Source organism: Streptomyces roseofulvus, assembly GCF_039534915.1.
In the GTDB taxonomy this organism is placed as follows: domain Bacteria; phylum Actinomycetota; class Actinomycetes; order Streptomycetales; family Streptomycetaceae; genus Streptomyces; species Streptomyces roseofulvus.
Genome location: NZ_BAAAWE010000001.1, coordinates 6748255 through 6772807 on the forward strand (window position 1 = coordinate 6748255; position 24553 = coordinate 6772807).

The window sequence follows — 24553 nt, forward strand, 5'->3', positions numbered from 1 at the left end:
CCCGGTGGAGCGCTGGGAATTATCCGCCCGCGCCGGCCGAGCACGGGCTCGGGTCCGGCACGGGCGGGGCGTCGGCCCGGGTCAGGCCCGGGGTGTGTCGGCCGGGTGCGGGTGCGCCTTGGTGAGGGTGCAGACGCCGTCGACGCACTGGCGTTCCAGCCGGCCGCGGGAGATGGTCTGCGCGAGGCCGACGGCCCAGCAGGTGGGGCAGCCGCGGAAGGCGATCAGGGCGAGCGGGGCGGCCAGCAGGCTGACCGGGCCGGTCACCGGGAGCAGGGCGATCGAGCCGGCGATCAGCCCGAAGCCGACGGCCCCGCGCGCCAGATGGCGCGGGACGGACGAGCTGGCGTAGTCCGGGCCCTGGGCGGGCTTCACGGGGCGGTCGAGGGTGGGTGGGGTGTGCACGGTCGCGGGTCTCCTTCGTCGGGACGAGGATCGAGGTCGAGAGCGGGGCAGGCCACGGCGCCGGGCGCCGCCTCGGGCGTGGTCACGGTCGCTGCCTCGGGTGCTGCTCGGGCGTGGTTTCGGGACCCGCCTGGGGCGTCGTCCCGGGCTCTGCCTCGGGCGTGGTTTCGGGCTCTGCCCAGGGCTCTGCCCCAGGCGTCGTTCCGGGCGCCGCCCCGGGCGTGGCTCCGGGCGCTGTTCTGGGCGTTGCTTCGGGCGTCGTTCCGGGTGTGGCTCCGGGCGCTGTCCCGGACGTTGCTCCGGGCCTCGTTCCGAGCGTGTCTCCGGGCGTGGCTCCGGGCGTCGTTCCGGGCGCGGCCCCGGGCGCGGCCCCCGGCGTCGTTTCGGGCCCCGACTCGGGCGTCGTCAGGGCGAGCCGCAGGGCGGCGCGGGCCCGGTGCAGGCGGGACTTCATCGCCGCGTTGCTCAGGCCGAGCGCGTGGGCGACGGTCCGGCCCGGCAGGCCCTGCACGTCCCGCATGATCAGGACCTGCCGCTGGTCACGGGGGAGGGCGCCGACGGCGGCGGCGATCCGCCGGGCCTCCAGGCGGTGCAGCACCGCCTCCTCGGCGGACGGCTCCGCGGCCGCCTCGGGCCCGGCCTCCGGCTCCTCGCCCCGCCGGGCGAGCCGGCGGACCTGCCGGAGGCATTCGTTGCGCACGATGCGGAACATCCACGAGGCGAGCGCCCCCGTCGCCCGGAGGGTGCCGATCTTCCGGTACAGGATGATCAGCGCCTCCTGTGCCGCGTCCTCCGCGTCCTGCGGCGAGGCGCACAGGGACAGCGCGAACTTCCGCACGTGCGGCTGGGATTCCAGGACGACGGTGGTCAGCGAGGCGACGTCGCCGTCCTGCGCCGCCTTGACCAGCCGCTCGTCGGGCCAGGAGAAGGGTCGGTTCATGTGCTCATCCTCGTGGTGTTCCGCGGACTCCGGGCGGGGCCGGTCAGGCCCGGCTCCGGTACCGCCGCAGCAGGTGCCAGCTGCACGCGCCGACGAGGACCGCTCCGACGACGACGAGGGTGGTGACGAGCATGGTGTCTCCTTCCGTTGCCCGGCCCGTGCGGCCGGTACGGGGATAGGAGACGGCGGACCCCGAAAAGGATTCACCCCCGCCGCGGAGATCTCGCGCGGCGGGGGCGGAGCCCGCCCGGGAGCGCCGGCGGGTCAGACCGGCAGGCGCGCCAGCAGGCCCGCGAAGTCCGTCGACGGCGGCAGTGTCCCGAAGGCGAGGCCCCGGTCGCCGGAGAGGCGGGACGCGCAGAACGCGTCGGCCACCGCCGCCGGCGCGTGCCGGACGAGCAGCGAGCCCTGGAGGACGAGCGCGGCCCGCTCGGCGACCCGGCGGGCGCGCAGCGGCGCGTCCTCGGTGAGCCGCAGCTCGCCCCGGAGCTCCGTCCAGGCGGCGTCGAGCCGCCGGTCGGCACCGGACGCCGCCTCGATCTCCGTGCGGAACGCCTCCAGGGCCTCCGGCTCGCGGGCGAGGGCGCGCAGCAGGTCGAGCGCGGTGACGTTGCCGGAGCCCTCCCAGATGCTGTTGAGCGGGGCCTCGCGGTAGAGGCGGGGCATGCCCGATGCCTCGTCGTAGCCGTTGCCGCCCAGGCACTCCAGGGCCTCGGCGACCGCGGCCGGCTGCCGCTTGCAGACCCAGTACTTGCCGACGGCCGTGGCCAGCCGCAGGAAGGCGCGCTCGCGTGCGTCGCCGAGCCGGGCGCGGTCGGCGGCGCCGGCCAGCCGCAGGCCGAGGGTGGTGGCGGCCTCCGACTCCAGGGCCAGGTCGGCGAGGACGTTCCGCATCAGCGGCTGGTCGACGAGGCGGGCGCCGAACGCCGAGCGGTGGCGGGCGTGGTGGGCCGCCTGGGCGAGCGCGCCGCGGATGCCGGCGGCGGAGCCGAGCACACAGTCCAGGCGGGTCATCGTCACCATGTCGATGATGGTCCGCACGCCCTTGCCCTCGGTGCCGACCAGCCAGGCGACCGTGTCGTCGAACTCCGGCTCGCTGCTGGCGTTGGAGCGGTTGCCGAGCTTGTCCTTGAGCCGCTGGATGCGGAAGGTGTTGCGGCCGCCGTCGGGCAGGACGCGCGGCACGAGGAAGCAGGACAGGCCGCCGGGCGCCTGCGCGAGGACGAGGAAGAGGTCGTTCATCGGCGCGCTGGTGAACCACTTGTGGCCGCGCAACCGCCAGGTTCCGTCCGGGAGTTCGGTGGCGGTGGTGGTGTTGGCGCGGACGTCGCTGCCGCCCTGCTTCTCCGTCATGCCCATCCCGGCGAGCAGCCCGCGCTTGCCCGTCGGGATGCGGAGGCCGGGGTCGTACGTGCGGCTGGTGAGCAGCGGCTCGTACGTCTTGGCGAGGTCGGGGGAGTGGCGCAGCGCCGGGACCACGGCGTACGTCATCGAGACCGGGCACAGGTGACCCGGTTCCAGCATGCCGGCGAGCATGAAGCCGCCCGCGCGGGCCACGTGGGCACCGGGCCGTTCGTCGGCCCAGGCGGCGCCGGCGATGCCCTCGCTCACCGACAGGTCCATCAGCCGGTGGTAGGCGGGGTGGAACTCGACCTCGTCGATCCGGTTGCCGTACCGGTCGTGGGTGCGCAGTTCGGGCTCGTGCCGGTTGGCCTGGTCCGCCCAGTGCTGGGCCTCCTCGCCGGCGACGACCCGGCCGAAGCGGTGCAGGTCCGCCAGGTGCCAGCCGGCGCCCTCGCGCTCGACGCCTTCGAGCAGCACCGGGTCGGCGGCGGCGTCGTGGCCGGTCAGCGGCGGGGTCTGGTTGGTGACGGCGTGGGTCACGGCGGTGGGATTGCTGCGGGGCGTGGCGGCGGCGTCGGTGCCGGGGACGGTGGTCACGGTGGCGGCTCCCAGGGGCGGGTCGGGCGGGATCGGTACGGGGGTACGGCGCCGGCCGCGTGCGCCGGCGTACGGCGGCGGGCCGCTACGGCACGGGGGCGCCCGCACAGCGCAGGGCCATCGCGGTGAGCTCCGCGAGGAGGGCGTCGGTGGTGGTCGCGCCGGGGGCGCCGAGCGGGTCGACCAGGACCTCGCCGATCGCGCCGGTGAGCGCCGCGGCGGTGATCTCGCCGTTCTGTTCGGGCAGCACCCCGTCGGCGATGCCCTCGCGGACCACGGCGGCGAAGAGCGCGCGGTAGCGGCGCCGGTAGTCGAGCCGCTCGGCGCCGACGGCCGGCTCGGCCGGGGCGGCGAGCAGGGCGTAGGCGAGTCCGCGGTTCTCCAGGGCCCGGCGCGCGAAGACCTCGATGCCGCGGCTCAGCCGTTCGACCGGGTCGCCGGGGACGGCCAGCACCTCGCCGAGCACCTCCACCTCGCGTCCGGCGGCACGCCGGAAGACCTCGACGGCGAGCGCCGCCTTGGACGGGAAGTGCTGGTAGACGGAGCCGGCCGCGATCCCGGCCGCGTCGGCGACCGCCGTCACGGACGCCTGGGCCCAGCCCACCTCGGCGACGACCGCGGTGGCGCGGGCCACCAGGTGCTCCCGGGCGGCTTCGAGGCGGCGGACCTCGGCGGGGGTCTTGCGGTAGGCCATGAAAGAAGTGAACCACCATTCAGAGTTTCCCGCCACGGTCGCGCCACGACCCGCCGGCCGATCCCCGCCACCGCCCACTTCGCGCCACGGCCCGGCGTCACGGCCGGAGGCGCGCTGTCGTCCGGCGTCTCCGCGCCCCTACAGTCGAGGGGACCGCGCCACCCGCACGCGAGGGCGTGCGGACGCCGAACGGGAGCACCCCCGTGGCCCTCCCCGCACCCCACCCCGGCGCCCGTGACACCTCCGCACCGGCGGGCCGGCCCGTCCCCGAACTCGACCCGGAGCTGGTCGCCCGCCGGCAGGCCGAAGGTGCCGGACTGATCGACCTCCTCGCCCTCGTGCGCGAACGGCTGGGCGGGGTCGGCGCGTTCCGCCCCGCGCCCCGGGTCGCGCCCACCGTGCTCGTCACCGACCCCGACGCCGTGCGGCACGTCCTCGCCCGCCACCCCGACCGGTACGTCAAGCGCTCCCACCGTGCCCGCGTCCTCGTCGGCGACGGCGTCCTGTCCGCGTCCGGCGACGCCTGGCAGCGCCAACGCCGCCTGCTCCAGGCGCAGTTCACGGGCCGAGGCATGCGCAGGTACGAGGAACGGATCGCTGCCGCCGCCCGGGTGACCGCCGTCCGCTGGGAGGCGTACGCCCGCGCCGGGGACGTCGTCGACATCGGCGAGGAGACGCGCCGCTTCGCCCTCGACACCATCTGGCGCTCCCTGACCGGCCACCCGCTCGACCCGGCCACCGAGGCCGAACTGGCCGCCGTCGCCACGGTGGTGGCCGCGCTGCCGAGCCTGCCCGAGGACCGGTTCGCCGCCCAGGCCGCCGTGGCCGCCGACGTCGCCCGGGTCGACGCCGTCGCCGAGCGGGCCGTCCGGGCCGCCCGGGACGGGGGTGCGGGGCCCGACGGACCCGGCCTGCTGCACGTCCTCGTGGAGGCGTCCGAGAGCCGCCCCGAGTACACCGACCGGCTGATCCGCGATGAACTCGTCACGCTCCTGGTGGCCGGGCACGAGACCACCGCCACCACCCTGACCTCGCTGTATCTGCTCCTCGACCGGCACCCTGAGGCCCGCGACCAGGCCCTCGCCGCCGGACCCGACGGCTCACCGGAACGGCGTCAGGCCGTCCAGGCCCTCGTCCACGAGACGCTCCGCCTCTACCCCTCGGCCTGGATCCTGCCCCGCCACGCCGCCGAGGCCGACACCCTCGCGGGCCACGCGCTGCCCGCCGGCACCGACCTGGTCGTGAGCCCCTACCTGGTCCACCGCGATCCCGGGCTCTGGCCGGACCCGGAGCGCTTCGACCCCGGCCGCTTCGCCACCCCCGGCCGCCGCCCGGCGCACCCGGCCGCGTACCTCCCGTTCGGCATGGGCCCGCGCGCCTGCCTGGGCCTCCAGTTCGCGCTCCGCGAGTCCGTCGCCCTCCTCGAACTCCTGCTGCCCCGCTTCGTCCCCCGCTTCCGCTCCGTGCCCGAGAGGACCGCCTACGGGCTCACCGTCCGCCCGGACGGCCCCACGCCGGCGGTCCTCACGGGCGTCGGTCAGCGCAGCACGGAGGAGAAGTTGTCGACCTGGATCCAGGTGACCGGGTTGGACGCCTGCGGGCCGTAGACCTTGACCACGCCGGCCGTGTTGGCCTCCACGCGGACCGCGTTGATGCCCTGGCTGTTGTTGCGGGCCACCACGCCGCGGGTCAGCTTCGGCGGGACGATCGTGGCCGGCAGCGTGCCGAGAGTGGCGTCCGCGGTGAAGTTGCAGGTGACGGTGCCGCGGAACTGGAGGAACTCGGTGCCGGCGAGGCGGATCACCCGGGCCTGGAGCGGAGCGGCGGCGTCGGGGGTGACCCCGGCCGCCGGGGTGATCGCGGTCCAGTCGACGACGGTCTGGCAGCCGTCGACCGGGTCCACGGCGGCGGCCGGAGTGGCCGTGGCGAGCGGGACGCCGACGGCGGCGACGGGGGCGGCGAGCGCGGCGGCGAGCAGGGAACGGCGGCTGGCCGACGGCGCGGACGACTGCTGGGTCATGAGGAGACTCTCCGGAGAAGAAGTGTGGGGTGAAGGGGGAAGGACGGGCGGTCAGCGCCAGGCGACCGAGACGCCGTCCAGGTCGATCCACGTGATCGCGTTGTCGCTGTAGGCGCCGTACGCCCACAGCTCGCCGCGGATGTTGGCCTCGATGCGGCAGACGCACCGCCCGGTGTTGTTGTTCCGCGGCACGTTCTGCCGGGCCAGCCGGGTCGGGCGGATGCGGTGCGGCAGGGTCGCGATCCTGCTGTCCGCGGTGAGCGAGCACGTCAGGGTGCCGCGCAGCTGGAGGTAGGTGGTGCCGGCGAGGGCGACGAGCCGGCCGCGCGGGCGCTCGGCGCCGGCGGTGACGCCGGAGGCGAGCGTGAGGTCCACCCAGTCCGACAGCACCTTGACGCCGTCGACGGCGGGCTTCGTCGGGTACCAGCAGATGGTGACGTCCCGCGAACCGGTCGTGCCGGGCACGGTGTTGCTGAAGCCGAAGAGCAGCCGGGTCTCCTGCGTGGCCGGGTCGACCTCGACGGCGACGCCCTCCGGCTCCCGCCGCTCCAGGCCGTCCGCCCCGGTGACGACCTGGCGGTCGAGCCGCTGCCCGCCCTCCCAGTCGTACGAGGTCATGAAGGCGACGCCGGGGAAGGCGCTCGGCACTGTGTCCGGGTAGGTCTTCGCGTCGTACGGCGCCCAGTGGTACGCGTACAGCACGCCGCCCAGCGTCTGGTAGCCCTGCGAGGTCAGGGTCTTCTCCAGCGGGTACGGCGAGGGCACGGACGGCGTGACGTCCTCGCCCGCCGGCATGACGAAGGTCGTTCCCACCGGCGTCCAGGTGCCCGTGGCGGCGAGATTCGCGTCGTACCGGGTGAAGTGCCGCTTCCCGTCCTTGTGGTACATGACGGTCAGCAGGCCCGTGGTGGGGTCGAAGGACGGGCCGGTGCCGGCCGTCGAGCCCGGCGGGGTGAACTTCTGCGCCTGCGGGATCGCCGTGGCGTCCAGCACCCCGCCGTCGGTGAACTTGAAGCGCGTGACGGACTTGCCGAACGCGACCCCGCTGCTCGTGATGTGCAGCGGACCGCACTCGGTCCACAGGTAGCTGTCGGCGCCGACCGGCTGGCAGCCCATCGACAGACCGTGGCCGAAGCCCTTCAGCCGCATGGAACCGGTGACCGCGCCCGTCGTGCGGTGGATCCGGTTCAGGTACATGTTGCCGGAGTCGCCCGGCGCGGTCGCCGAGGACTCCAACTGGAGCACGAAGACGTGCCCGTTGACCGTGTCGGTGGCTATCGCCTGCGGGGCGGGCCCCTGCACCAGGTCGACCGTCTGGATCAGCCTGCCGGTGACACCGGACAGGTCGACGCCGTTGGCGTCCGTGAATCCCATGTTCATTCTCCCCCGTGGATCGCGTCCGGATCCACGTCCCCGGGATCATCACACGGGGTCGCCGCGACGGAACAACGGGGTCCGGTTACCGTTCTGTTACGTTGGCGGCCCCCTGGTCCCGAGGAGAGGAAACGATCTGCCCATGGCCACCGTTCACGACACCACGATGCGGCCGACCAAGCTGGAGCTCCTCGCCGACTGGCTGCCCACCCGGACCTGGTACGCGGCGGGACCGGAGGCCCCGCGGCCGGTGAAGGCCGGCGGGTTCCGGCTCGACGACCCCGAGGGCGAGGTGGGCGTCGAGTTCATGGCCGTCACCGACGGCGAGGGCCCGGACGCGGTCGCCTACCTCGTGCCGATGACGTACCGGGGCAAGCCCCTCGACGGCGCCGAGCACGCCCTGATCGGCACCTCCGAGCACGGGGTGCTCGGCACCCGCTGGATCTACGACGGCGCCCACGACCCGGTCCTCGTCGCCGAGTCGTACGCCCTCCTCGCCGGGCGGGCCGTCCCGCAGCACCAGTCGATCAGCGACGCCGCCGACCCGACCGTCGCCGCCGTCCTGGACGCCGCCGCCCGGACCGAGGCGGCCGTGGAGCCCGCGGAGGCCGTCGACGGCGCCGACCACACCGACGTACGGCTCCGGGTGCCCGGCACCGACGCGCCGCTCACGCTCCGGTTCCACCGCGTCCTGCGGCCGACGGCGGACGACGCGGCCGCCCTCGGCCGGGTCACCGCCGAGTGGAGCCCGGCCGGCGCTCCGGAAACCCCCGCGCGGGGCGTGTACATGACGGTACGTCAGGCCTGACGACGGGGCGCGCGCTCCGTCCTCAGGGGCGGAGCGCCGTCGCCAGCTGGGCGCGGGAGCGCACGTCCAGCTTCTGGTAGATGCGGGTCAGCCGCGCCTCCACCGTCTTCACGCTCAGGAACAGCTTCGCCGCCGCCTCCTGGTTCGAGGCGCCCTGACCCACCAGCCGGGCCAGCCGCAGCTCGGCCTCCGTCAGCGACGCCAGCGCCGTCGGCGCCTCGTCGCCGCCCGGCGGGGCCCCGGGCAGCTCGCCCGCCGGCGCCTCCGTGGCCAGCGCCAGCCACGGCGCCGCCCCGGCCCGCTCGAAGACCGTGGCCGCCCCGTGCAGCGCCGCCTGCGCCGCCGACCGCCGCCGCCGCTTCCGCTCCACCCGGGCCAGCGCCATCAGCGCCCGGCCCTGCTCCAGCGGCAGGCCCGCCTCCGCGAACCGGCAGGCCGTCCGGGTCAGCAGCTCCGCCGCCTCGTCCGTCCGCCCCTCCGCCGCCAGGCACAGCGCCTGCGCCCGGTCGCACCCCAGCAACACCGTGGAACGGCCCAGCCGTTCGGCCACCGGCCGCACCTCCGCGAGGAGCGCCAGCGCCTCCTCGACCGCGTCGTGCGCCAGCAGCGCCTCCGCCAGCTCCTCGTGCCAGCGCAGCATCGACGGGTCCACCGTCGACTGCGCCCGCTCGTCGGCCTGCACCCGTCGCAGCGTCTCCAGGGCCGCCGCCACGTCGCCGTTGATCAGCTGCACCCGGCCCAGCGCGTACTGGCTGCGTGAGAGGAAGACCCGGTCGCCCTCCTCCTCCGACGCCTGGACGCTCCGCCGCGCGTAGCTCGCGGCCCGCCCCAGGCTGCCGCCCGCGGTCTCGGCGAGCGCCAGCGCGTACCAGGCGGGGCCGGGCGACAGGCCCGCCTCCAGGGTGAGCGCCAGGGACTGGCCCGCGTGCGCCAGCGCCGCCGCGCAGGCGCCGATCCGCGACTCGATCTCCGCGAGCGTACGGAACAGCTCGATCGCGTCCTCGACCGAACCGCGCCGCTGCACCAGCGGCAGCAGCGCGTTCAGCTCGTCCCGCGCGTCCGTCAGCCGGTCGTCGAACAGGGCGTGACGGATCGTCAGAATCTGGGCGGCGTTGCGGATGCCGAGCGGCCGCTCGGCGAGCTCCAGCTCCCGCGCCCGGGCGAGCACCGGTTCGGCCTCGGCCGACCCCAGGGCCCGCTCCATCCGGGCCTGCACGGTCAGCGCCTGCGCGGCCGTCCGCGGGTCGCCCACCGACGAGGCCAGCGCCGCCGACTCCATCGCCGCGGTCCGGGACCGCTCCGGATCGCCGTCCGCCAGCACGTACTTGACGGCCAGCCGCAGCTGCACGGCGGCCCGGAGCGCGGTCTCGCCCTCCGAGTCCTCCATGGCGTGCACGTACATGTCGTCGAGGTCGGTCAGGCCCTGGCCGGCGGTGTCCAGGACCGCGAGGCGCGCCCGCACCCGGTCGGCGGGGGACGCGTCCCGGGCCAGCAGGTCCGTCGCGGCCCGCATCGCCAGGTCGGCCCGGGCGGCCCGGGCCGCCTCCTCGGCCGCGTCCACCAGCCGGGCGATCCGCCGCACGCCGTCCCGGCCGGGCGTCGACTCGGCGGCCAGCAGGGCCAGTTCGGCGGCGAGCGCGTTGTTGCCGCGCCGCCGGGCGGCCTCCGCCGCGGCCGCGACCTCGGCGGCCAGCTCCTCGTCCGGCCGGTCGGTGGCGAGTGCCCGGTGGCGCACCGCCTCGACGGGGTCGTCCACGACCTCCGCGAGCGCCGCGTGGCCGGCGCTGCGCTCCGTCCAGCTGGCGTCGTGGACCAGGGTGGACGGCAGCAGTCCGGCGGTGAAGACGAGCGAGCCGTCCTCGGCCAGCGAGACCAGGCCGGCGCGTTCGGCCGCGGCGAGGTCGGCCTCCGCCTCGGGCCGTCCGGCCCGTCGGACCAGCGTCGCCGAGGGGCGCAGCGCGAGCGCGGCGAGCAGCAGGGTGGCCCGGACCGGCGGGGGAGCGGCGCCCAGGAGCTGGCGGGCGAGGTCCCGGGCCCGGCCGGAGAGGGTGAGCGCCTCGGCGTGGTGCACGGGGGTGCGGGCGTCGGCGAGGGAGCGGCCGACGGCGAGCGCGAGCCGCGGGTTGCCGCCGCTGGCGCGGTGGATGCGGCCGGCCATCCGGGACGGCAGCCGGTGGTGGATGAGGAGTTCGGCGATCTCGTCGGCCTGGAGCGGCGGGACGAGCAGCAGGTCGGCCTCGGACGGCACCCACAGGTGCGCGGAGTGCCCGGCGTGCGGCCGGCCGGCGGCGCCGCTGCCGGGCTCCCGCCCGTAGGCCCGGTGGGTGTCCCCGTACGGCTCCGGGGTCTCGACCGCGATCACGCGCAGCGACGGCGGGGCGAGGTGGAGCGCGAAGCGGAGCAGGTCGGTGCTGTCGGGGTCGAGGAACTCGGCGCCGTCGACGACGAGCAGCACCGGCCCCCGGGAGGTCAGCGCGCGCAGGATGCGGGCGATGCCCAGGCGCAGGGCGATGGGGTCCCAGCCGCCCTCCTGGAGGGGCGCCTCGCGGCAGAGCATGGCGACGGCGGTGCGCTGCGGTCCGGGCAGGTCGTCGAAGACGCCGGAGGCGGAGACGCCGGCGGGCAGGGCGCCCGGCGCGTCGAGGACGGTGCCGACGGGGCCGGGCGGGTGCTCCTCCCCGGCGGTGGCCGGTTCGGTGCGCTGTCCGGGCCAGGCGACGGTGGCGGCCACCGAGGCCACCAGCGCGGCCGCGGCGGCGCCGGGTATGGCCCGGTCGGCGGGGAGGGCGGCGAGCCACAGCACGGTCTCGCCGCGGGCCTCGGCCCGGGCGGCGGCGGCCAGCGCGACCTCGGTCTTGCCGACGCCGGCGGGCCCCGTGAGCAGGGCGCGGCCGCGGGCGTGCAGGACGGATTCGAGGCGGGTGAGCAGCTCCTCGCGGCCCACCGGGGCCGCCGGTCCGGCCGAGCCGGGGGAGCGTGCGGGCAGGGAGCCGTGCGGAACCGTCGTCACCTGGTCGTCACCTCCGCCCGTGGGCCCCGCCCATGAGCCCTGCGCAGAGGATACGGAGCCCACCGGCCCCGTCCAGGTCCCTTGTCCGGCATACGGACACCGAGTGCCGCGCGGGACGGGCTTCCGAACCCGGCGACACCCCCGTGGTGTAGACCACGGGGGTGTCGCTGACCAGCGATGATGCTGGTGTGGGGGGTGATGTTGGCTCGGTGGAGCGGTGGCTCAGAAGGTGAGCGACCAGGAGTCGATGTAGCCGGTGTCACCCGAGGCCACATCGCGGACCTGGAGCTTCCAGGTGCCGTTGGCGACCTCGCTGGAGGCGTCGACCGTGTACGTCGTGAGGACGTTGTCGGCGCTGTCCGAGGAGGAGGACGCCTTCAGGTTGCGCACCGTGCCGTCGGGGGCGACCAGGTCGATGACCAGGTCCCCGCGCCAGGTGTGCTTGATGTCCACGCCGACCTTCAGGGCGGCGGGGGCGTTGCCGGTGCGGCCGGTGACGGCGATCGAGGACGACACGGTGGTGTTGTCGGAGATCGTCACGTCGTTCGTGTTGGTGAAGACGGTGCCGGGCTGGGTGGTGCCGGTGACCGCGTCCACGGTCTTGGCCGCGTCGGCGATGCCGGTGCCGCAGCCGCCGGAGCAGGTGCCGGGCAGCGGGCGGGCGTTGGTCTTGATCGCCGACTCGATCTCGGCCGGGGTGAGCGTGCTCTTGGCCGACTTCAGGAGGGCGGCGAGGCCGGCGATGTGCGGCGCGGCCATGGAGGTGCCCTGGTAGGGCTTGTAGTTCTCGGTCGACTGGGTCGTCGTGCCCGAGTTCAGCGTGGAGTAGATCGCGTTCTCGGGAGTGGTGACGGTGCCGGGCGTGTCCGTGGCGTTGCGGGTCTCGCCGCCGGGGGCGGACACGTCCACGAGGGTGCCGTAGTTGGAGTAGTACGACCGGGAGCCGGCGCGGTTGGTCGACGCCACGGTGATGACGTTCGAGCAGTTCGCGGGCGTGAAGCCGGAGGTGTTGGCGTTGCTGTTGCCCGCGGCGACGACGACGGTGGTACCGCGCGAGACGGCGCCGTTGATCGCGGTCTGGTAGACGCTCGGGCAGGAGGAGCTGGCGCCGCCGAGGCTCAGGTTGATGACCTTGGCCGGCGTCGGGTTGGCCGGGACGCCCGGGACGGTGCCGCCGGAGGCCCAGGTGATGGCGTCGGCGATGTCGGAGGACGAGCCGCCGCACTTGCCGAGCACCCGCACGGGCTGGATCTTCGCGTTGTACGCGATGCCCGCGATGCCCTTGGTGTTGTTCGTGACGGCGCCGATGGTGCCGGCCACGTGGGTGCCGTGCCAGGAGGAGCTCGACGCCTTGGAGCCGGTGCCGCACTCGCCGTCGGTGGCGTTCCAGTCGCCCTCGTCCTTGGCGTCGGCGTCACGGCCGTTGCCGTCCCGGGCGTCGGCGGAGGTGGAGATGAAGTCGTAGCCGGAGACCACGTTGGACGCGAGGTCCGAGTGGGCCGCGTAGCCGGTGTCGATGACGGCGACGGTGACGCCGGAGCCGGTCGTCTTGTCCCAGGCCGAGGGAACGTTCATGCCACCGGTGGCCTCGAAGAGGTCCCACTGCTTGGCGTAGTCGGTGTCGTTCGGCGTGACGGCCATCGCGTAGGCGCGGATGTCCGGCTCGACGGTGGCGACGGACGGGTCGGCGCGGAAGGCGGCCATGACCTCGTTCACGTCCTGCGAGGTCGCCGCGTCACCCAGGTCGACCAGGGCGGCGCCGCCGGCGAGCCGGCGCTCGAAGGCGAGGTCCTCGCCCGTCTTGGCGGCCTTCTCGGCGGCGTCGGTCTTCGCCGCCGCGTTGGAACCGGCCTCGGCGGCCTGGCTCTTGTAGGTGACGATGACCTTCTCGACCGGGGCGCTCGGGAGCGCCCGCATCGCCTGCGAAGCCGGGGCCGGCTTCGGGGTGGGTGCGGCCGGGGCGGCGGCGAACGCCCCGGTGGTGGTGGCAGCGGCACCGATGATCGCGGCGGTGGCGACCACGGATATGACTCTCCGCCTGGAACCGTTCAAAGTGGTTGGCCCTTTCAAGTACGACGTAGGTGCGGAGCAGTGGCGGCGGCGCGGGAGTCGCGGGGCGAAGTGGGGTCGCGTCCGTGGTCCCTGGGCTGGGGGGCCCGTGCGCCGCCACCGGCGCCGACGGCCCGGGTCAAGGCCGTCCCCGGCGGTGGTCTCCCCGCATGCACCTGTCAGATGCGATGTGGGGGATGTTATCCGCCGGTGCGGAGGACAGTAGGGAACGGGGAGGTGAACGCGATACGGGGAAAACCCTTGTCACCCCTCACCGGCGGGGAGGGGGTCCCCCCGCGGGTGAGGCGGACGGGGCCGGGGAGGGCGCGCGCGGGGTGCGCGGCAGGAGGCGCGCGGCCGGTCCGCGCGGCGGAAGCGGCCGGATCCGACCCGCTCACGGGCACGTCGGGGCGCCTGCGGACGCCCGAGGGGCGCGCGGGGTTTGGAACGGGGTCGGAACGGGGGCCGGGGCGGAGAGGCGTCAGGAAGGGGTGACCCTCAGCCGAGTTCGAGGGTCGTGACGCCGAACACGCGGTCCACCGCGACCGGTCGCACCGGGCCGGTGTACATCCGGGCCGTCTCGAACGTGGGCGTGAGGCCGCGCTCCTCCGCGAGCCGCGCCGCCGCCGGGTTGGTCTCGGGCATGTCGACGGCGATCGACCGCGCGCCGAACTCCCGGGCCGCCCCGGCGAGCGCGTCGAGCAGCGCGGCGGCGTCGGCCGGTCCGTCCGCGAACAGCGGACCCACGCGCGCCTCGTCCTGTGAGGGCCGGACGACGCCGTACCCGGTCACCCGGCCGTCGACCACCCGGGCCAGGGCGCGGTGCCCCGGGGTCGACAGCCAGGCGGCGAGGAAGCGGGGCCGTTCGGCGTGGTGGCAGGCCGCGTCGTACGCGGCGAGTTGTGCCGCGTCGACCGTTTCGGCCGGGACGATCCCGGTCACCGGGCGCTCGGCGGGCGGGACTTCTCCGGCATAGCGGGCGGTGCGGTGGGAGAGGACGAACCCGGAGCGCCGGTAGTTGTCCTGCTGGGCCGGCACGCCGTCGAGCCCCACCGTCCGCGTCCCGGCGTGCGCGAGCCCGGCCCGCCAGGTGGCCAGGCCGAGGCCCTGTCCGCGCAGTTCGGGCCGGACGAGGTAGAAGCCGAGGAAGGCGTAGGCGTCGCCGTAGGTCACCACGGAGACGGCGGAGGCCGGTTCGCCGTCGATCCGCCCGAGGAAGAAACCGTCCGGATCCTGCGCGAAGAAGGCGTCGCCGTCGGCCCGGCCGGGGTTCCACCCCTCCTCGGCGGCCCAGGCCCGGACGAGTTCCCACTCGGCACGGGTGGCGCGGGCGACGACGAGCGAACCGGGGGAGAACGTGGTCACGGGCGTTCCTTCGGGGAGGCGGGGGAGGGGTGGCGGCCGTCGCCGCGCGCCGGACCGTACGGCCGGCCGGGCCGGGTCCGTACCCGCCGGCCGGCCGGGGTCCGTACGCGCCGGCGGCCGTACGGCGAGCCGGCCACCGCCCACCGAATCGGTCAAAGCGCCCCACCGTAGCGCTTTCCGCCCCGCCCACCCGCCCCCGCCGAACGATTCCGGCCGCCCTGAGCGGGGCGCTTCGGGCCGGGCGGCCCGAGCCGGCGGCCCCGGGCGGAGCGCCTGGGCCAGGGGCCCGCGGGCGCGGGGCGAGCGCCGGGGCCGGACGTCAGGCGGGGTGTGAGGGGCCGGGCTGGCCGGGCCGAGCGCGTGGGCCGGGTGCGACGGTCGGCGGCCCCGGTCCGGGCGGCCGAGCCCGAGCGCCCCCGGGCGGGCCTCCCGGGACCGGCCGCCCGGGACCGTGCGCCCGAGCCCGAGCGCCCCCGGGCCGGCTGTCCGGGACCGAGTCCGGAGCCGGGTGCGCGGGCCGGGCGTGTGCGCCGCGCGCGTGCGCTGTGCGCGTGCGCCGGGGCGGGCGTCTGGCCGGGGGCGTGGCGGGGCGGGGGCGCCGGGTCGGGCGTGTGGCCGGGGGCGTGGCGGGGCGGGGGCGGCTTCAGCCCACCAGCCGGAGGCGGGTGTCCGCGACGGTGAGGCGGACGGTCTGGCCCCAGGTCAGATCGAGCGCGTCGGACTCGACGCCGTCCCCGAAGGCGACCAGACGGTCGGACTCGACCGTGAGGCGGAGGCCCTGCGCCGGACCGAGGACGCCCTCGACCCGGCTCGTCCCGGTCGTCGGCGACGGCCACGCCTCGCGGACGAACCAGGCGAGGCGCGGCTCCGCCGGCCCCGGCAGGGCGAGTGCGCTGGAGCGCTGCTGCCAGAGCGACCGCAGCCAGCCGGTGGCCCCGGTGCCGGTCCCGGCCAGCACCCCCGAGGACGCCTGCGCCTCGGCCCCCGCGCCGTCCGGGGCGTCGCCGGTGTCCGTGCCGAGGGTGTAGCGGGCGGTCTGGTGGCCCGGCGGACCCACGTAGATCTCGTTGAGCGCGAGCAGCCGCTGGCCGTCGTCGGTGGCCGCCGCCACCATGGTGAGCTCGTCGGTCGCGACACCGGGCCCCGCCGCGTACCGCAGCAGCCGCCGCGCGTCCGAGGGGCGGTGCCGTACCAGCACGCCCGTGTTGCGCCCCGGGTCGGCGTCGATGCCGACGACGGGCTGACCGGCCAGGTACTTGGCGGTGTTGGCGACCAGCCCGTCCTGGCCGACGACCACGACCACGTCCTCGGGGCCGAAGAGGAAGCGGTCGAGGTCGGCGCGTTCGACCCGGGTCTGCCGCCAGGTCAGCGGGACCGCGCCGGCCACGTCCGCGAGCGCCCGCCGGGTGCGCTCGTGCCGCTCCCGCACCTCGTCGGCGGAGCGGCCCCGCGCGGCCAGGAAGAACGCGGCCTGGCCGTGCGTCCCGTGCCGGGCGAGCAGCTCCTCGTACTCCGTCCTGCGGTGCACGAGGACCGCCCGCGGGGCGAGGCTCACGCGCCCGCCCCGCCGCTGCCGCCGTCGCCCAGCTTCGCGAGGAGGCCGGTGAGGACGTCGGGGGTGAGGGTGAGGTGCTGGATCCTGGGCAGCTGCTCGGCGGCCCGGGTGAGGGCGAGGGCGTGCAGGACGGCCGGATCGGCGGCGGCGTGCGCCTGGAGCCAGGCCGTCTGCGCGGCCGCCCGGGCCTCGCCGACCTCGCGCGCCGCCGCCGCCTCGGCCTGCGCGAGCCGCACCTTCCGTACGGCCTCGGCCTCGGCCCGTACCGCGTCGGCGGCGGCGGACTCCTCCGCCTCCCGGCGCGCGTTGGTGCCGCGCTGCTCGACGAGCCGCTCCTCCTGCCGGGCCAGCTCGATCTTGCTGGCCAGCTCGTTCTCCGCGATCGTCCGCTCCCGCTCGACGGCGACCGCGCGCCGCTCGTAGGTGGCCCGGTCGGCCTCCTGCTGGATCTGCTCGCGGGCGGGGGTGCGCAGGGCCCGCTCGACCTCGGGCTCGGGGCGGATCGCGACCACGCGGACGGCGACCACCTCGATGCCCGTGGCCGGGAGCCGCGGCTCGGCGGCCAGCCCGTCCGTGATCCGGTCCCGTACCGCTGCCACGCCGTCCACCAGCGCCTGCGCCAGCGAGGTCCGGGCGAGCACGTCGAGGGCGTGCTGCTGCGCGGTCTCGGTGAGCAGGGTCGCGATCTGCTCCAGCGGGGTCCCGCGCCAGACGCCGGTGTCGGGGTCGATGGAGAAGTCGAGCCGGGCGGCGGCGGTCGCGGGGTCCCCGATCCGGTACGTGACGGTGGACTGCACGCTCACGTCCTGGAAGTCCGCGGTGCGCGCGTGGAAGGCCATCGCGAGCTCCCGGTCGTCCACCGGGACCTCGGAGAGCGCCGCGCTGAGCGGCCGGAACCAGAAGCTGAGCCCGGCGCCGTCGTGGGCGAGCCGGCCGCGCTTCTGGTGGCGGATGTGGGCGGTGGGCGCGGAGCGGAGGTGGCGCCAGCCGGCCCGCCGGGTGATGTCGGCCATGAGAGAACCCCCTTGTCGTCATGGCGACGATAGAGCCGGATATCGATTCTCGTCAAGGTGACGCAAAGGGGGTCTCGGGAGGTGGGGATCAGCGGGCGGGCTCCGCCTCCGGAACGGGTCCGAGCGCCCCGCCCAGCGTCTCGGCCAGACTCGTGACCGTCGGCTCGGCGGGCCCGGACGGAGCCGGCACCTGAACCGGCCGCGCGGCGTCCGCGGCCGTCGCGGGTGCCGCCCCGGCGGCGGTCGGCACGGCCGCGGCCGGTGCCGCGGGCCCGCCCGTGGTCAGCAGGACGACGCCCCGGGCCGCGACCAGCGCCGCCCCGGCGGCGACCAGCCACCCCCACGCGCCCGCGCGGAACGTCTCGCCGAGCAGCGCCACGCCGATGACGGCGGCCGCGGCCGGGTTCGAGAGGTTCACCACCGCCAGCGGGGCGGCGAGCCCGCCCCGGTACGCGGTCTGCGAGAGCAGCAGCCCGCCCATGGCGAAGGCCGAGATCAGCACGGCGAGCAGCGCGGTCTGCCACCAGGACGGCTGCCCGCCGGGCAGGCCCACCGCCAGCGCGGCGGTGAGGGTCTGGGTGAGCGCCGACGCGACGCCGGAGGCGACCCCGGACGCGGTGGCGTGCCCGAGCCCGTGCCCCCGTACGCCCGCTCCCCGGCGCCCGGCTCCGGCGAGCGCGGCGATCAGCAGCGCCGTCGCGGCCGCGACCACCAGGGCCTCGCGCAGGCTCAGCGCCTCGCCGGGCTCGGCCGGCCCGGTGACCGCGACGAGCCCGACCAGACCCGCCAGGGTCCACAGCGCGCCCCGCCACTCGGTGCGGGTCACCCGCCGCCGGGCGGTGTACGCGCCCAGCGGCAGCGCCGCCACCAGGGTCAGCGCGCCGAGCGGCTGCACCAGCGTCAGGGGGCCGTAGTGGAGGGCGGCCACGTGGGCGAGGGCGCCGGCGGCGTTGAGCCCGACGGCCCACCACCACTGCCCGCGCGCCAGCAGTGCCCGCAGCGCCCCGCGCCCCGAGGGCGCGGAGGGGGCGGCGGCGAGGCGGGCCTGGGCGACGGCGGCGAGCGCGTACCCGGCGGCGGAGACGAGGGAGAGGAGCACCGCGAGCGCGGTGCCGGCGGCGGTGCTCATCGCGGCACCCCGGCCGGTACGGCCCCGGCGGCGGACCGCGCGCGCGGGACGGCGCCGGGCTCGGCGGCCGCGTCCGAGGGCAGGGTGTCGGCGGGCGGCGCGGCGCTCGGGGGTGCCGGACGGGCCGGCTTCGGTACGACGAGCAGCGCGAGCCCCAGCAGCCCGGCGGCGACGACCGCGTCCAGCCAGTAGTGGTTGGCCGTGCCGACGATCACGAGCAGCGTCAGCGCCGGGTGCAGCAGCCACGCCCAGCGCAGGGGGGTGCGGGCCGCGGCGATCAGGCCGATCGCGAGCATCAGCGCCCAGCCGAAGTGCAGCGACGGCATCGCGGCGAACTGGTTCGCCATCGAGTCCGCCTCGGGAGCGGCGCCGTACACGGACGGGCCGTAGACCCGCGCGGTGTCCACCAGGCCGGTGGCGGCGAGCATCCGCGGCGGTGCGAGCGGCACCAGGATGTGCAGGGCCAGGGCGGCGCCGGTGACCAGCGCCAGGACGCGCCGCGCCCACAGGTAGTGCGCGGGCCGGCGCCAGAACAGCCAGGCGAGGAAGGCGATCGTGGCCGGGAAGTGCACGGCCGCGTAGTAGGTGTTCGCGGCCCGGATCAGCGGCTCGCCGTGCAGCAGGAGCTGCTGGATCGCGCCCTCGCCGGGGAGGTGCAGGGCCCGCTCGGCGTCCCACACGCGGTCGGCGTTGCGGAAGGCCCGGGCCTCATGCCCGTTCGCGGCCAGCCGCCCGAGCTTGTAGACGAGGAAGAGCCCGGTGACGAGCAGCAGCTCGCGCAGGAGCGGCGGCCGTCCGCTCCCCTCCCGGGAGCCGGGACGGAGCCCGAGTCCCCCGCGTATCCGGGTCGCCATGGCGCGGCACTTCCCCTCGACAATCGGTCAAAAATGCAACAAACGGAGGAAACCCTAGATCCGAATTCATCGAGACGCAAGCGTCTCGATACGTTTGCGTCTCGAATGTGCGCCCCCTACCCTCGTATGTGGCAGAAAAGGGTGCTCTCGCCCCGCGCGCAGAGCCCCGGAGGGATCCGGGAGGGACCGATGTCCACACAGGCCGCCACCGCCGCCGCCCGCCGCAGCAAGATCACGCCGGAGCGCGAGGCGGAGCTCTACGAGGCCGTGCTCTGCCTCCTGCGCGAAGGCGGCTACGACGCGGTGACCATGGAGGGCGTCGCGGCCCGCACCAAGTGCGGCAAGGCCACCCTCTACCGGCAGTGGGGTGCCAAACCGCAGCTCGTCACCGCGGCCCTCGCCGCCCGCCGCTGCGCGCTCTTCACCGGCATCGACACCGGAAGCCTCGCCGGCGACCTCCACGAGGCGGCCCGCATCGCCTCCGCCCGCCACGAGCGCGACACCGAACTGATGGAGGCCGTCGCCCAGGCGTACCTCCAGCACCCCGACCTGCGAAGCGCCCTGCGCGAGACCGTCATCGCCCCCGAGGTCGCCGCCATCGACGCCGTCGTGCAGCGCGCCGTCGAGCGCGGCGAGGTCGCCGCCGACAATCCGGCCACCGCCTTCGTCGCCCCCAGCTTCATGGGCCTGCTCCGCATCGAGCGGCTCCTGGAGGACCGCTTCCCCGACTCCGCCGCCCGCGCGTTCGTCGACGCCGTCCTGCTGCCCGTCCTGCGCGTCGGCGGGTGACGGGCCCCGGGCTCCCGCACCCTGGGACCATGCCCGCCACCGCCCCCGACGTCCGCGTCCGCCGCGTCTACGACGCCCCGTCCCCCGACGACGGGGTCAGGGTCCTGGTCGACCGCCTCTGGCCGCGCGGCCTCGCCAAGGCCGACGCCCGCATCGACGAGTGGCCGAAGGCCCTCACCCCCTCCACCGAGCTCCGCCGCTGGTACCACGGCCCCGGAGAAGGCGACTTCGACGAGTTCCGCCGCCGCTACGAGGCCGAACTCGCGGCCCCCGACGCCGCCGCCTCCCTGGCCCGCCTCCGCACCCTCGCCCGGACGCAGACGCTCACCCTCCTGACGGCCGCCAAGCACCCGGAGACCAGCCACACCACGGTCCTGGAGGCGGAACTGACCGGCTAGGTCGTCTCTTCCGGATCAGGCCGGATCACGGAGCGGCGTCCGGTGCGTGCGCTCGCAAGGCGGAGGAGGGAGTCGACGCGGTGGGGGCACCTCCCGGCGGTAGCTGGGGGAGTCGGCGACCGACGACAACGCGGCGAGCGTGCGTGCCAGACGCCGCGAGCCCGGCATGATCCGGAAGAGACGGCCCAGCTAGGGACGGGCCAGCCGGGGCGCCTCCCGGGCGGCGTCGGGAACGCCGCCGCCCGCCCGCTCCACCCGCCCCGCCAGCTCCCCGGCCCACGCCACCAGCCCGGCCACGTCCACCCCGTACGCCTCGCCGCCCCCGTCCGCGTACCCCGCGATCCGCCCGGCCCCCCGCCGCAGCAGCCGCGCCCCGCCCGTCGCGTTCCCCCGGGCGGCGTGCGTCAGCCCCACGGCCAGCTGCGCCAGTCCCTGCCACAGCTCCCGCTCACCCTCGGGCCCCGACTTCCACGCGTCCTCGAACACCTCGTGCGCATGGAACGGCATCCCCGCGTCCAGCAGCCGCTGCGCCTCCCGCACCGTCTCCGCCGCCCCGCGCACCACCCCCTCGGGCTGCCGCGCCACCCCCGCGACCCCGTACGGCAACGGCCGCCCGAGCCCGTCCCGAGGCCGAGCGCTCCGCGCCCGCCCCTCCGCGTCCCGATCCCGCCCCGCCCGTCTCGCTTCCCCGCTCATCCCGCCATTCTCCGCCCCCACCCACCGGCGTGCGATCTCCCGCCGCGGAGTGAGGTAATGTTCTCCTGCACGCCGACGCGGGAATCCCCGCGGCGAACGAGCACCGGGACGTGGCGCAGCTTGGTAGCGCACTTGACTGGGGGTCAAGGGGTCGCAGGTTCAAATCCTGTCGTCCCGACTCGAAAGAGTCGCAGGTCAGGGGCCGTTTCAGAGCAATCTGAAACGGCCCCTTGATCGTTCTTGGGGACCAGTCGGGGACCAACCCGACTTGACCGTCAGCGAACGACCACGATGGGGCTCGGCAGGGACCGGGGCGCACGGAGCGCCGTGAGGTGTGCCGAGAGGGCGGCACCGGCGGCGGTGATCTTGTGCACATCGGGATGCAGATACAGCTGCGTGGTGGTCAGCGAGCCGTGCCCGGCGATCTTGCGCAGGACGTGCACCTGGACGCCGGCGTCGGCGAACCAGGTGAGTCCGCTGTGCCGGAGGCCGCGCCGACGCAGATGCTCGTAGCCGAGTTTCGTGACGACGTCGTCCCAGTGGGTCGCGTCGCGCAGGACCGCGGTGGAGGCGCGGCCTCCGCGGGGGCCGGTGAACACGCGGGCATCGGGATCGGGGCCTGCTGCCAGGACGCGTTGGGCGACGAGCGGGCGGATCTCCTCGATGATCGGTACCTGTCGTGCCCGCTTGCCCGTGGTGCCTTTGTCGACGAGACCGCCGGGGGCGGGAGTCGTCTGGCGCCGGACGGTCCAGATTCAGTTGGTCGTGTTCCCTGTCAAGTCTTTCTGTTCAAGCTCGCATGGCCATGCGGTGCTATGGCGAAGTGTCGTCTGCGAGTATCCGGCTTGCTCAGGGGACGCCTGCGGAAAAGACGCAGGGAAGATGCTCTACGAGCTGACGCCCGCGCCGACGATGTGCTGTGCCTGAATGTGGAGAACCTGTACCTACACAACAAGCGCGGGGAAGATCACCGCCAAGGGTGGGACAATCAAGTGAATCCGCTGGCAGTCCGGTACTTCCCAGCTCCTGCCCCGGCTCATCACCGAGCGCACCCGCGGGCCGCTGTTCCTCACCAGCCGTAAGGCTCCGGCTGGCACTTCGTTGCTGGATGTATGCCTGGAGATCAGGATGGGCCCGACTCTCCTATCGGCTGGCTGAGGAGATCTTCGAGTGCGCCACGCGGCTGCTTGCTAACCCACTTGCCTCACCCGACGCCATCGAGAACCTGGACGGTTGGACCCTGCACCAGCTGCGGCACACCGCACTCACGCACGACGCCAAGCACGGCACCTCCACCCCGATGCTGCCGGCTCGCTCCCGCCACGCCTCAGTCCGCTCCCTGGAGCGCTACGCCCGCCCCGGGGTCGACGCCATCGCCCGCCATGTCGCCGAACGCAATCCGGCAGCTCGCCAACCCCAGTGAGCGTCGGCGCAAGAACCAGAGAACGTCCGCAGCTGATCTAGGTCCTCCCTGGATGCGATCCGCCGAGCTCACCAGTCTGCTCGCCTTGGGCCGACAGAGCCGTCGATGAGCACGGAGACGAGAGAGCCTGGTGGTTGGTAGCGTCCTCCTGCAGCTGCGGCACAGCATGCCAACGATGCATTTCGGATCATCCACTCACAAGGAGAGCCCATGGCACTGTTCCGCCGCCGCAAGGAGATTCAGGAATCACGTCCCATCACTGATCACGCCGTGGAACCTTTCGGAACTCGCTTCGCAGGCGCTTTGGCAGCCCCGAAGAAGGAAGCGGACGCTCTAATATCCGAGTCTCTCCTGTGGCAGTTTGTCCAGGACACGCTGGAAGAGGGAGAGGTCGAGTGGGTCACCTGTGGCGGTATGTGGGTCCCTTCTGATGCCCCGCCACTGCCCGTGCGTTTCTACCTCACGGACCGCCGCGTGATCGTGGCCCTCGACAGCCCGAGTCTCTCGGCGAGAAGCATGGACCTCCCGTTCGACGACATCGCCGTATTCGACCCAGAGGGCCCTGTCGGAGGCCGTCGACCGAAGCGAATCCAGTACCTCGTGATCACCTCCGAGAGCGGTCGACCAGAGGACGGTGTCCGCACCATCGTCGAGTTCAACCTCGATGATGAAGGACACCGCTTCATAGGGACAGCAACGAAGGCCCTACGCCACCACGGTGGATTGCACGGCCGGCTGGAACGGGCCCGCAACTCTGGAAGCGAACCGTCCGCATAGAGGCTTCTCCCTCTTCAAGTCAGATGCGGTTTCAACAAGCACGGTGTCTCGTAGTCGGCTACCTATCGCACAGGTGGCCGCATTCCGCCGAGCAGATCTGGCAGCTGGCAGAAGTACCGGCCGAACGCCTTGCGGCGGCTCCTGGACATGGAGCCGCCCACGCGGAGCTGGATCGCCCCGCATCTCCGGCCTCAGGGAGCAGGGGTTCAGTGGGTAGCGGGTGGGTGTTCAGTTTGCTGAACGGTCTTCTCCGGTGGGGTGGTCAGCGTTTGATGCGTCCGCGGATCGCGAGGACGGCGAGGGCGAGGAGGGCGGGTTCGAGGATGCGGGAGGTCATCTCGATGTAGGTGCCGGCGGTGGTGAGGTCCTGCCCGCTGGAGCGGAACACCACCGAGTTCAGGGTGACGCTCAGGGCCTTGTCGAAGCGTTTGGCGGTGAACCGGTCCTTCACAGGGTTCTTCGGGTCCTGCTTGTCGATGACGAAGGTGACCTTCCCACCGCCGGCGGGGACGGTGCCGGTGGCTTCCTGTTTCGGGGAGGAGGCGGGCAGGCCGAAGGCCATCAGCAGCAGGATGGTGGTGAGCATGGCGGCGGCGAGCCATCCCAAGGCGCGCGAGGCGCGCAGGCCGTAGCCGGAGAGCAGCCAGTAGGCCCACAGCAGGCGGCGTTCGGTCTTGGGGGTGCCGGTGCGGTCGTGGCGGCGCATCTCGCACTCGCCGTAGTAGAAGTCCGCCGCGCCAGGTTCGTTCTTGCCGTCCTCGAACGCCTTGCGGAGCTGCCGGTAGAGGGCGGCGACGTCGTCAGGGTCGGGGGTGCGGGCGGGGTCGCCGTGGTCCGGGCCGTTGCGCCACCGGCGAGGCTCGGGCGGGGCGTCTGCGGGCCCGGAGGGCTGCCCGGCGCTGTGGGCGCGCCAGTGGTGCTCCTCGGCCAGGGTGCGCCGGCGGGTCCAGCGGATCGGGGCTATGCCACGGCGGTGGAAGCCGGTGGGGGTGGGGGCGAGGGTGGTGCGGCCCTCCAGGCGGAGCTGGTCGAGGTGGAAGGCGCCGGAGAACAGGCATTCGGACAGGTCGGTGTCGGTCAGGACCAGGTGCGCGGCGTCCACTCCCTGCACCGACGTCACCCGTACCCGGTCGGGGCTGGTCAGCAGCCCCTCGTCCACGACGCCGGTGCCGGTGGTGAAGGGGGCGGGGTGGGCGGTGAGCGCGACCGGAGCCGCCAGCACCGCGTAGCCGAGATCCACCTCAGCCCGCCGCACCCGCAGCGTCGCCGTCGACTCGAACCGCGTCCGCACACACGACACCGCACTCGCCGCA

General features: G+C 74.9%; 20 protein-coding genes, 1 tRNA gene and 2 pseudogenes. 7 read left to right on the forward strand and 16 right to left on the reverse strand.

Annotation, left to right across the window (positions count from 1 at the left end; genetic code table 11):
• Positions 1 to 81 precede the first annotated feature (81 nt).
• The 4 genes and pseudogenes from ABFY03_RS31110 to ABFY03_RS31125 form a co-directional block, all read right to left on the reverse strand.
• Entirely contained in the window at positions 82 to 405 is a 324-nt protein-coding gene (locus tag ABFY03_RS31110; RefSeq protein ID WP_319008214.1) for a hypothetical protein, read from the reverse strand.
• A gap of 406 nt (positions 406 to 811) precedes the next feature.
• Positions 812 to 1345 (reverse strand): annotated as a pseudogene (locus ABFY03_RS31115) (RNA polymerase sigma factor); the annotation flags it as partial.
• A 264-nt stretch (positions 1346 to 1609) separates the two neighbouring features.
• Positions 1610 to 3286: an acyl-CoA dehydrogenase family protein gene (locus ABFY03_RS31120; RefSeq protein WP_346171372.1), complete on the reverse strand. Its 1677-nt coding sequence runs from the start codon at positions 3284 to 3286 to the stop codon at positions 1610 to 1612.
• An 85-nt stretch (positions 3287 to 3371) separates the two neighbouring features.
• The gene (locus ABFY03_RS31125) at positions 3372 to 3980 is read right to left on the reverse strand and encodes a TetR/AcrR family transcriptional regulator (RefSeq protein ID WP_319008216.1); all 609 of its coding nucleotides are present in this window, start codon (positions 3978 to 3980) and stop codon (positions 3372 to 3374) included.
• A 203-nt stretch (positions 3981 to 4183) separates the two neighbouring features.
• Between ABFY03_RS31125 and ABFY03_RS31130 the strand changes: the two genes are divergently transcribed.
• The gene (locus ABFY03_RS31130) at positions 4184 to 5587 is read left to right on the forward strand and encodes a cytochrome P450 (protein ID WP_346171373.1); all 1404 of its coding nucleotides are present in this window, start codon (positions 4184 to 4186) and stop codon (positions 5585 to 5587) included.
• Here ABFY03_RS31130 and ABFY03_RS31135 read toward each other — a convergent pair.
• Both ABFY03_RS31135 and ABFY03_RS31140 read right to left on the reverse strand, forming a co-directional pair.
• Positions 5518 to 6000, reverse strand: a complete 483-nt coding sequence (locus tag ABFY03_RS31135) for a hypothetical protein (RefSeq protein WP_319008218.1) — start codon at positions 5998 to 6000, stop codon at positions 5518 to 5520. The two genes, ABFY03_RS31130 and ABFY03_RS31135, sit on opposite strands and share 70 nt — an antisense overlap.
• A gap of 51 nt (positions 6001 to 6051) precedes the next feature.
• Positions 6052 to 7374: a hypothetical protein gene (locus tag ABFY03_RS31140; protein WP_346171374.1), complete on the reverse strand. Its 1323-nt coding sequence runs from the start codon at positions 7372 to 7374 to the stop codon at positions 6052 to 6054.
• A 142-nt stretch (positions 7375 to 7516) separates the two neighbouring features.
• Here ABFY03_RS31140 and ABFY03_RS31145 point away from each other — a divergent pair, with 142 nt between their 5' ends.
• Positions 7517 to 8182: a maltokinase N-terminal cap-like domain-containing protein gene (locus tag ABFY03_RS31145; RefSeq protein ID WP_346171375.1), complete on the forward strand. Its 666-nt coding sequence runs from the start codon at positions 7517 to 7519 to the stop codon at positions 8180 to 8182.
• A gap of 22 nt (positions 8183 to 8204) precedes the next feature.
• Here ABFY03_RS31145 and ABFY03_RS31150 read toward each other — a convergent pair whose 3' ends face one another.
• The 7 genes from ABFY03_RS31150 to ABFY03_RS31180 form a co-directional block, all read right to left on the reverse strand.
• On the reverse strand, positions 8205 to 11192 hold the full coding sequence (locus tag ABFY03_RS31150) for a helix-turn-helix transcriptional regulator (RefSeq protein WP_346171376.1): 2988 nt from the start codon (positions 11190 to 11192) through the stop codon (positions 8205 to 8207).
• A gap of 222 nt (positions 11193 to 11414) precedes the next feature.
• Positions 11415 to 13109 carry a S8 family serine peptidase gene (locus ABFY03_RS31155; protein ID WP_319008240.1) on the reverse strand — a complete coding sequence of 565 codons (1695 nt, stop codon included), beginning with the start codon at positions 13107 to 13109 and terminating at the stop codon, positions 11415 to 11417.
• A gap of 630 nt (positions 13110 to 13739) precedes the next feature.
• On the reverse strand, positions 13740 to 14606 hold the full coding sequence (locus ABFY03_RS31160; protein WP_346171377.1) for a GNAT family N-acetyltransferase: 867 nt from the start codon (positions 14604 to 14606) through the stop codon (positions 13740 to 13742).
• A gap of 643 nt (positions 14607 to 15249) precedes the next feature.
• Positions 15250 to 16161, reverse strand: coding sequence for a diacylglycerol kinase catalytic domain-containing protein (locus ABFY03_RS31165; protein ID WP_346171378.1), 912 nt, complete (start codon positions 16159 to 16161; stop codon positions 15250 to 15252).
• Entirely contained in the window at positions 16158 to 17174 is a 1017-nt protein-coding gene (locus ABFY03_RS31170) for an SPFH domain-containing protein (RefSeq protein WP_346171379.1), read from the reverse strand. Before ABFY03_RS31170 ends, ABFY03_RS31165 begins: the two co-directional genes overlap by 4 nt.
• Positions 17175 to 17262: 88 nt before the next feature.
• Positions 17263 to 18303 (reverse strand): DMT family transporter, encoded by a 1041-nt coding sequence (locus ABFY03_RS31175; protein ID WP_319008225.1) that lies wholly within the window; start codon positions 18301 to 18303, stop codon positions 17263 to 17265.
• Positions 18300 to 19157: a phosphatase PAP2 family protein gene (locus ABFY03_RS31180; RefSeq protein WP_346171380.1), complete on the reverse strand. Its 858-nt coding sequence runs from the start codon at positions 19155 to 19157 to the stop codon at positions 18300 to 18302. Before ABFY03_RS31180 ends, ABFY03_RS31175 begins: the two co-directional genes overlap by 4 nt.
• Positions 19158 to 19346: 189 nt before the next feature.
• Here ABFY03_RS31180 and ABFY03_RS31185 point away from each other — a divergent pair, with 189 nt between their 5' ends.
• Together ABFY03_RS31185 and ABFY03_RS31190 are read left to right on the forward strand one after the other, a co-directional pair.
• Positions 19347 to 19946 carry a TetR/AcrR family transcriptional regulator gene (locus tag ABFY03_RS31185; protein WP_319008227.1) on the forward strand — a complete coding sequence of 200 codons (600 nt, stop codon included), beginning with the start codon at positions 19347 to 19349 and terminating at the stop codon, positions 19944 to 19946.
• Positions 19947 to 19975: 29 nt separating this feature from the next.
• Positions 19976 to 20344: a DUF488 domain-containing protein gene (locus ABFY03_RS31190; RefSeq protein WP_346171381.1), complete on the forward strand. Its 369-nt coding sequence runs from the start codon at positions 19976 to 19978 to the stop codon at positions 20342 to 20344.
• Positions 20345 to 20533: 189 nt separating this feature from the next.
• Here the strand turns inward: ABFY03_RS31190 and ABFY03_RS31195 are convergent, their stop codons facing one another.
• Complete coding sequence (locus tag ABFY03_RS31195; protein WP_346171382.1) at positions 20534 to 21040, reverse strand: DUF309 domain-containing protein; 507 nt, start codon at positions 21038 to 21040, stop codon at positions 20534 to 20536.
• Positions 21041 to 21144: 104 nt separating this feature from the next.
• Here ABFY03_RS31195 and ABFY03_RS31200 point away from each other — a divergent pair.
• Positions 21145 to 21218 (forward strand) — tRNA-Pro (locus tag ABFY03_RS31200).
• 97 nt (positions 21219 to 21315) lie between these two features.
• Here ABFY03_RS31200 and ABFY03_RS31205 read toward each other — a convergent pair.
• Positions 21316 to 21795, reverse strand: a pseudogene (locus ABFY03_RS31205) (tyrosine-type recombinase/integrase); the annotation flags it as partial.
• A 353-nt stretch (positions 21796 to 22148) separates the two neighbouring features.
• Here ABFY03_RS31205 and ABFY03_RS31210 point away from each other — a divergent pair.
• Together ABFY03_RS31210 and ABFY03_RS31215 are read left to right on the forward strand one after the other, a co-directional pair.
• Positions 22149 to 22463, forward strand: coding sequence for a hypothetical protein (locus ABFY03_RS31210; protein WP_346171383.1), 315 nt, complete (start codon positions 22149 to 22151; stop codon positions 22461 to 22463).
• A 210-nt stretch (positions 22464 to 22673) separates the two neighbouring features.
• The gene (locus tag ABFY03_RS31215) at positions 22674 to 23240 is read left to right on the forward strand and encodes a hypothetical protein (protein WP_346171384.1); all 567 of its coding nucleotides are present in this window, start codon (positions 22674 to 22676) and stop codon (positions 23238 to 23240) included.
• 262 nt (positions 23241 to 23502) lie between these two features.
• Here the strand turns inward: ABFY03_RS31215 and ABFY03_RS31220 are convergent, their stop codons facing one another.
• Complete coding sequence (locus ABFY03_RS31220) at positions 23503 to 24531, reverse strand: hypothetical protein (protein ID WP_346172380.1); 1029 nt, start codon at positions 24529 to 24531, stop codon at positions 23503 to 23505.
• Positions 24532 to 24553: the final 22 nt, after the last annotated feature.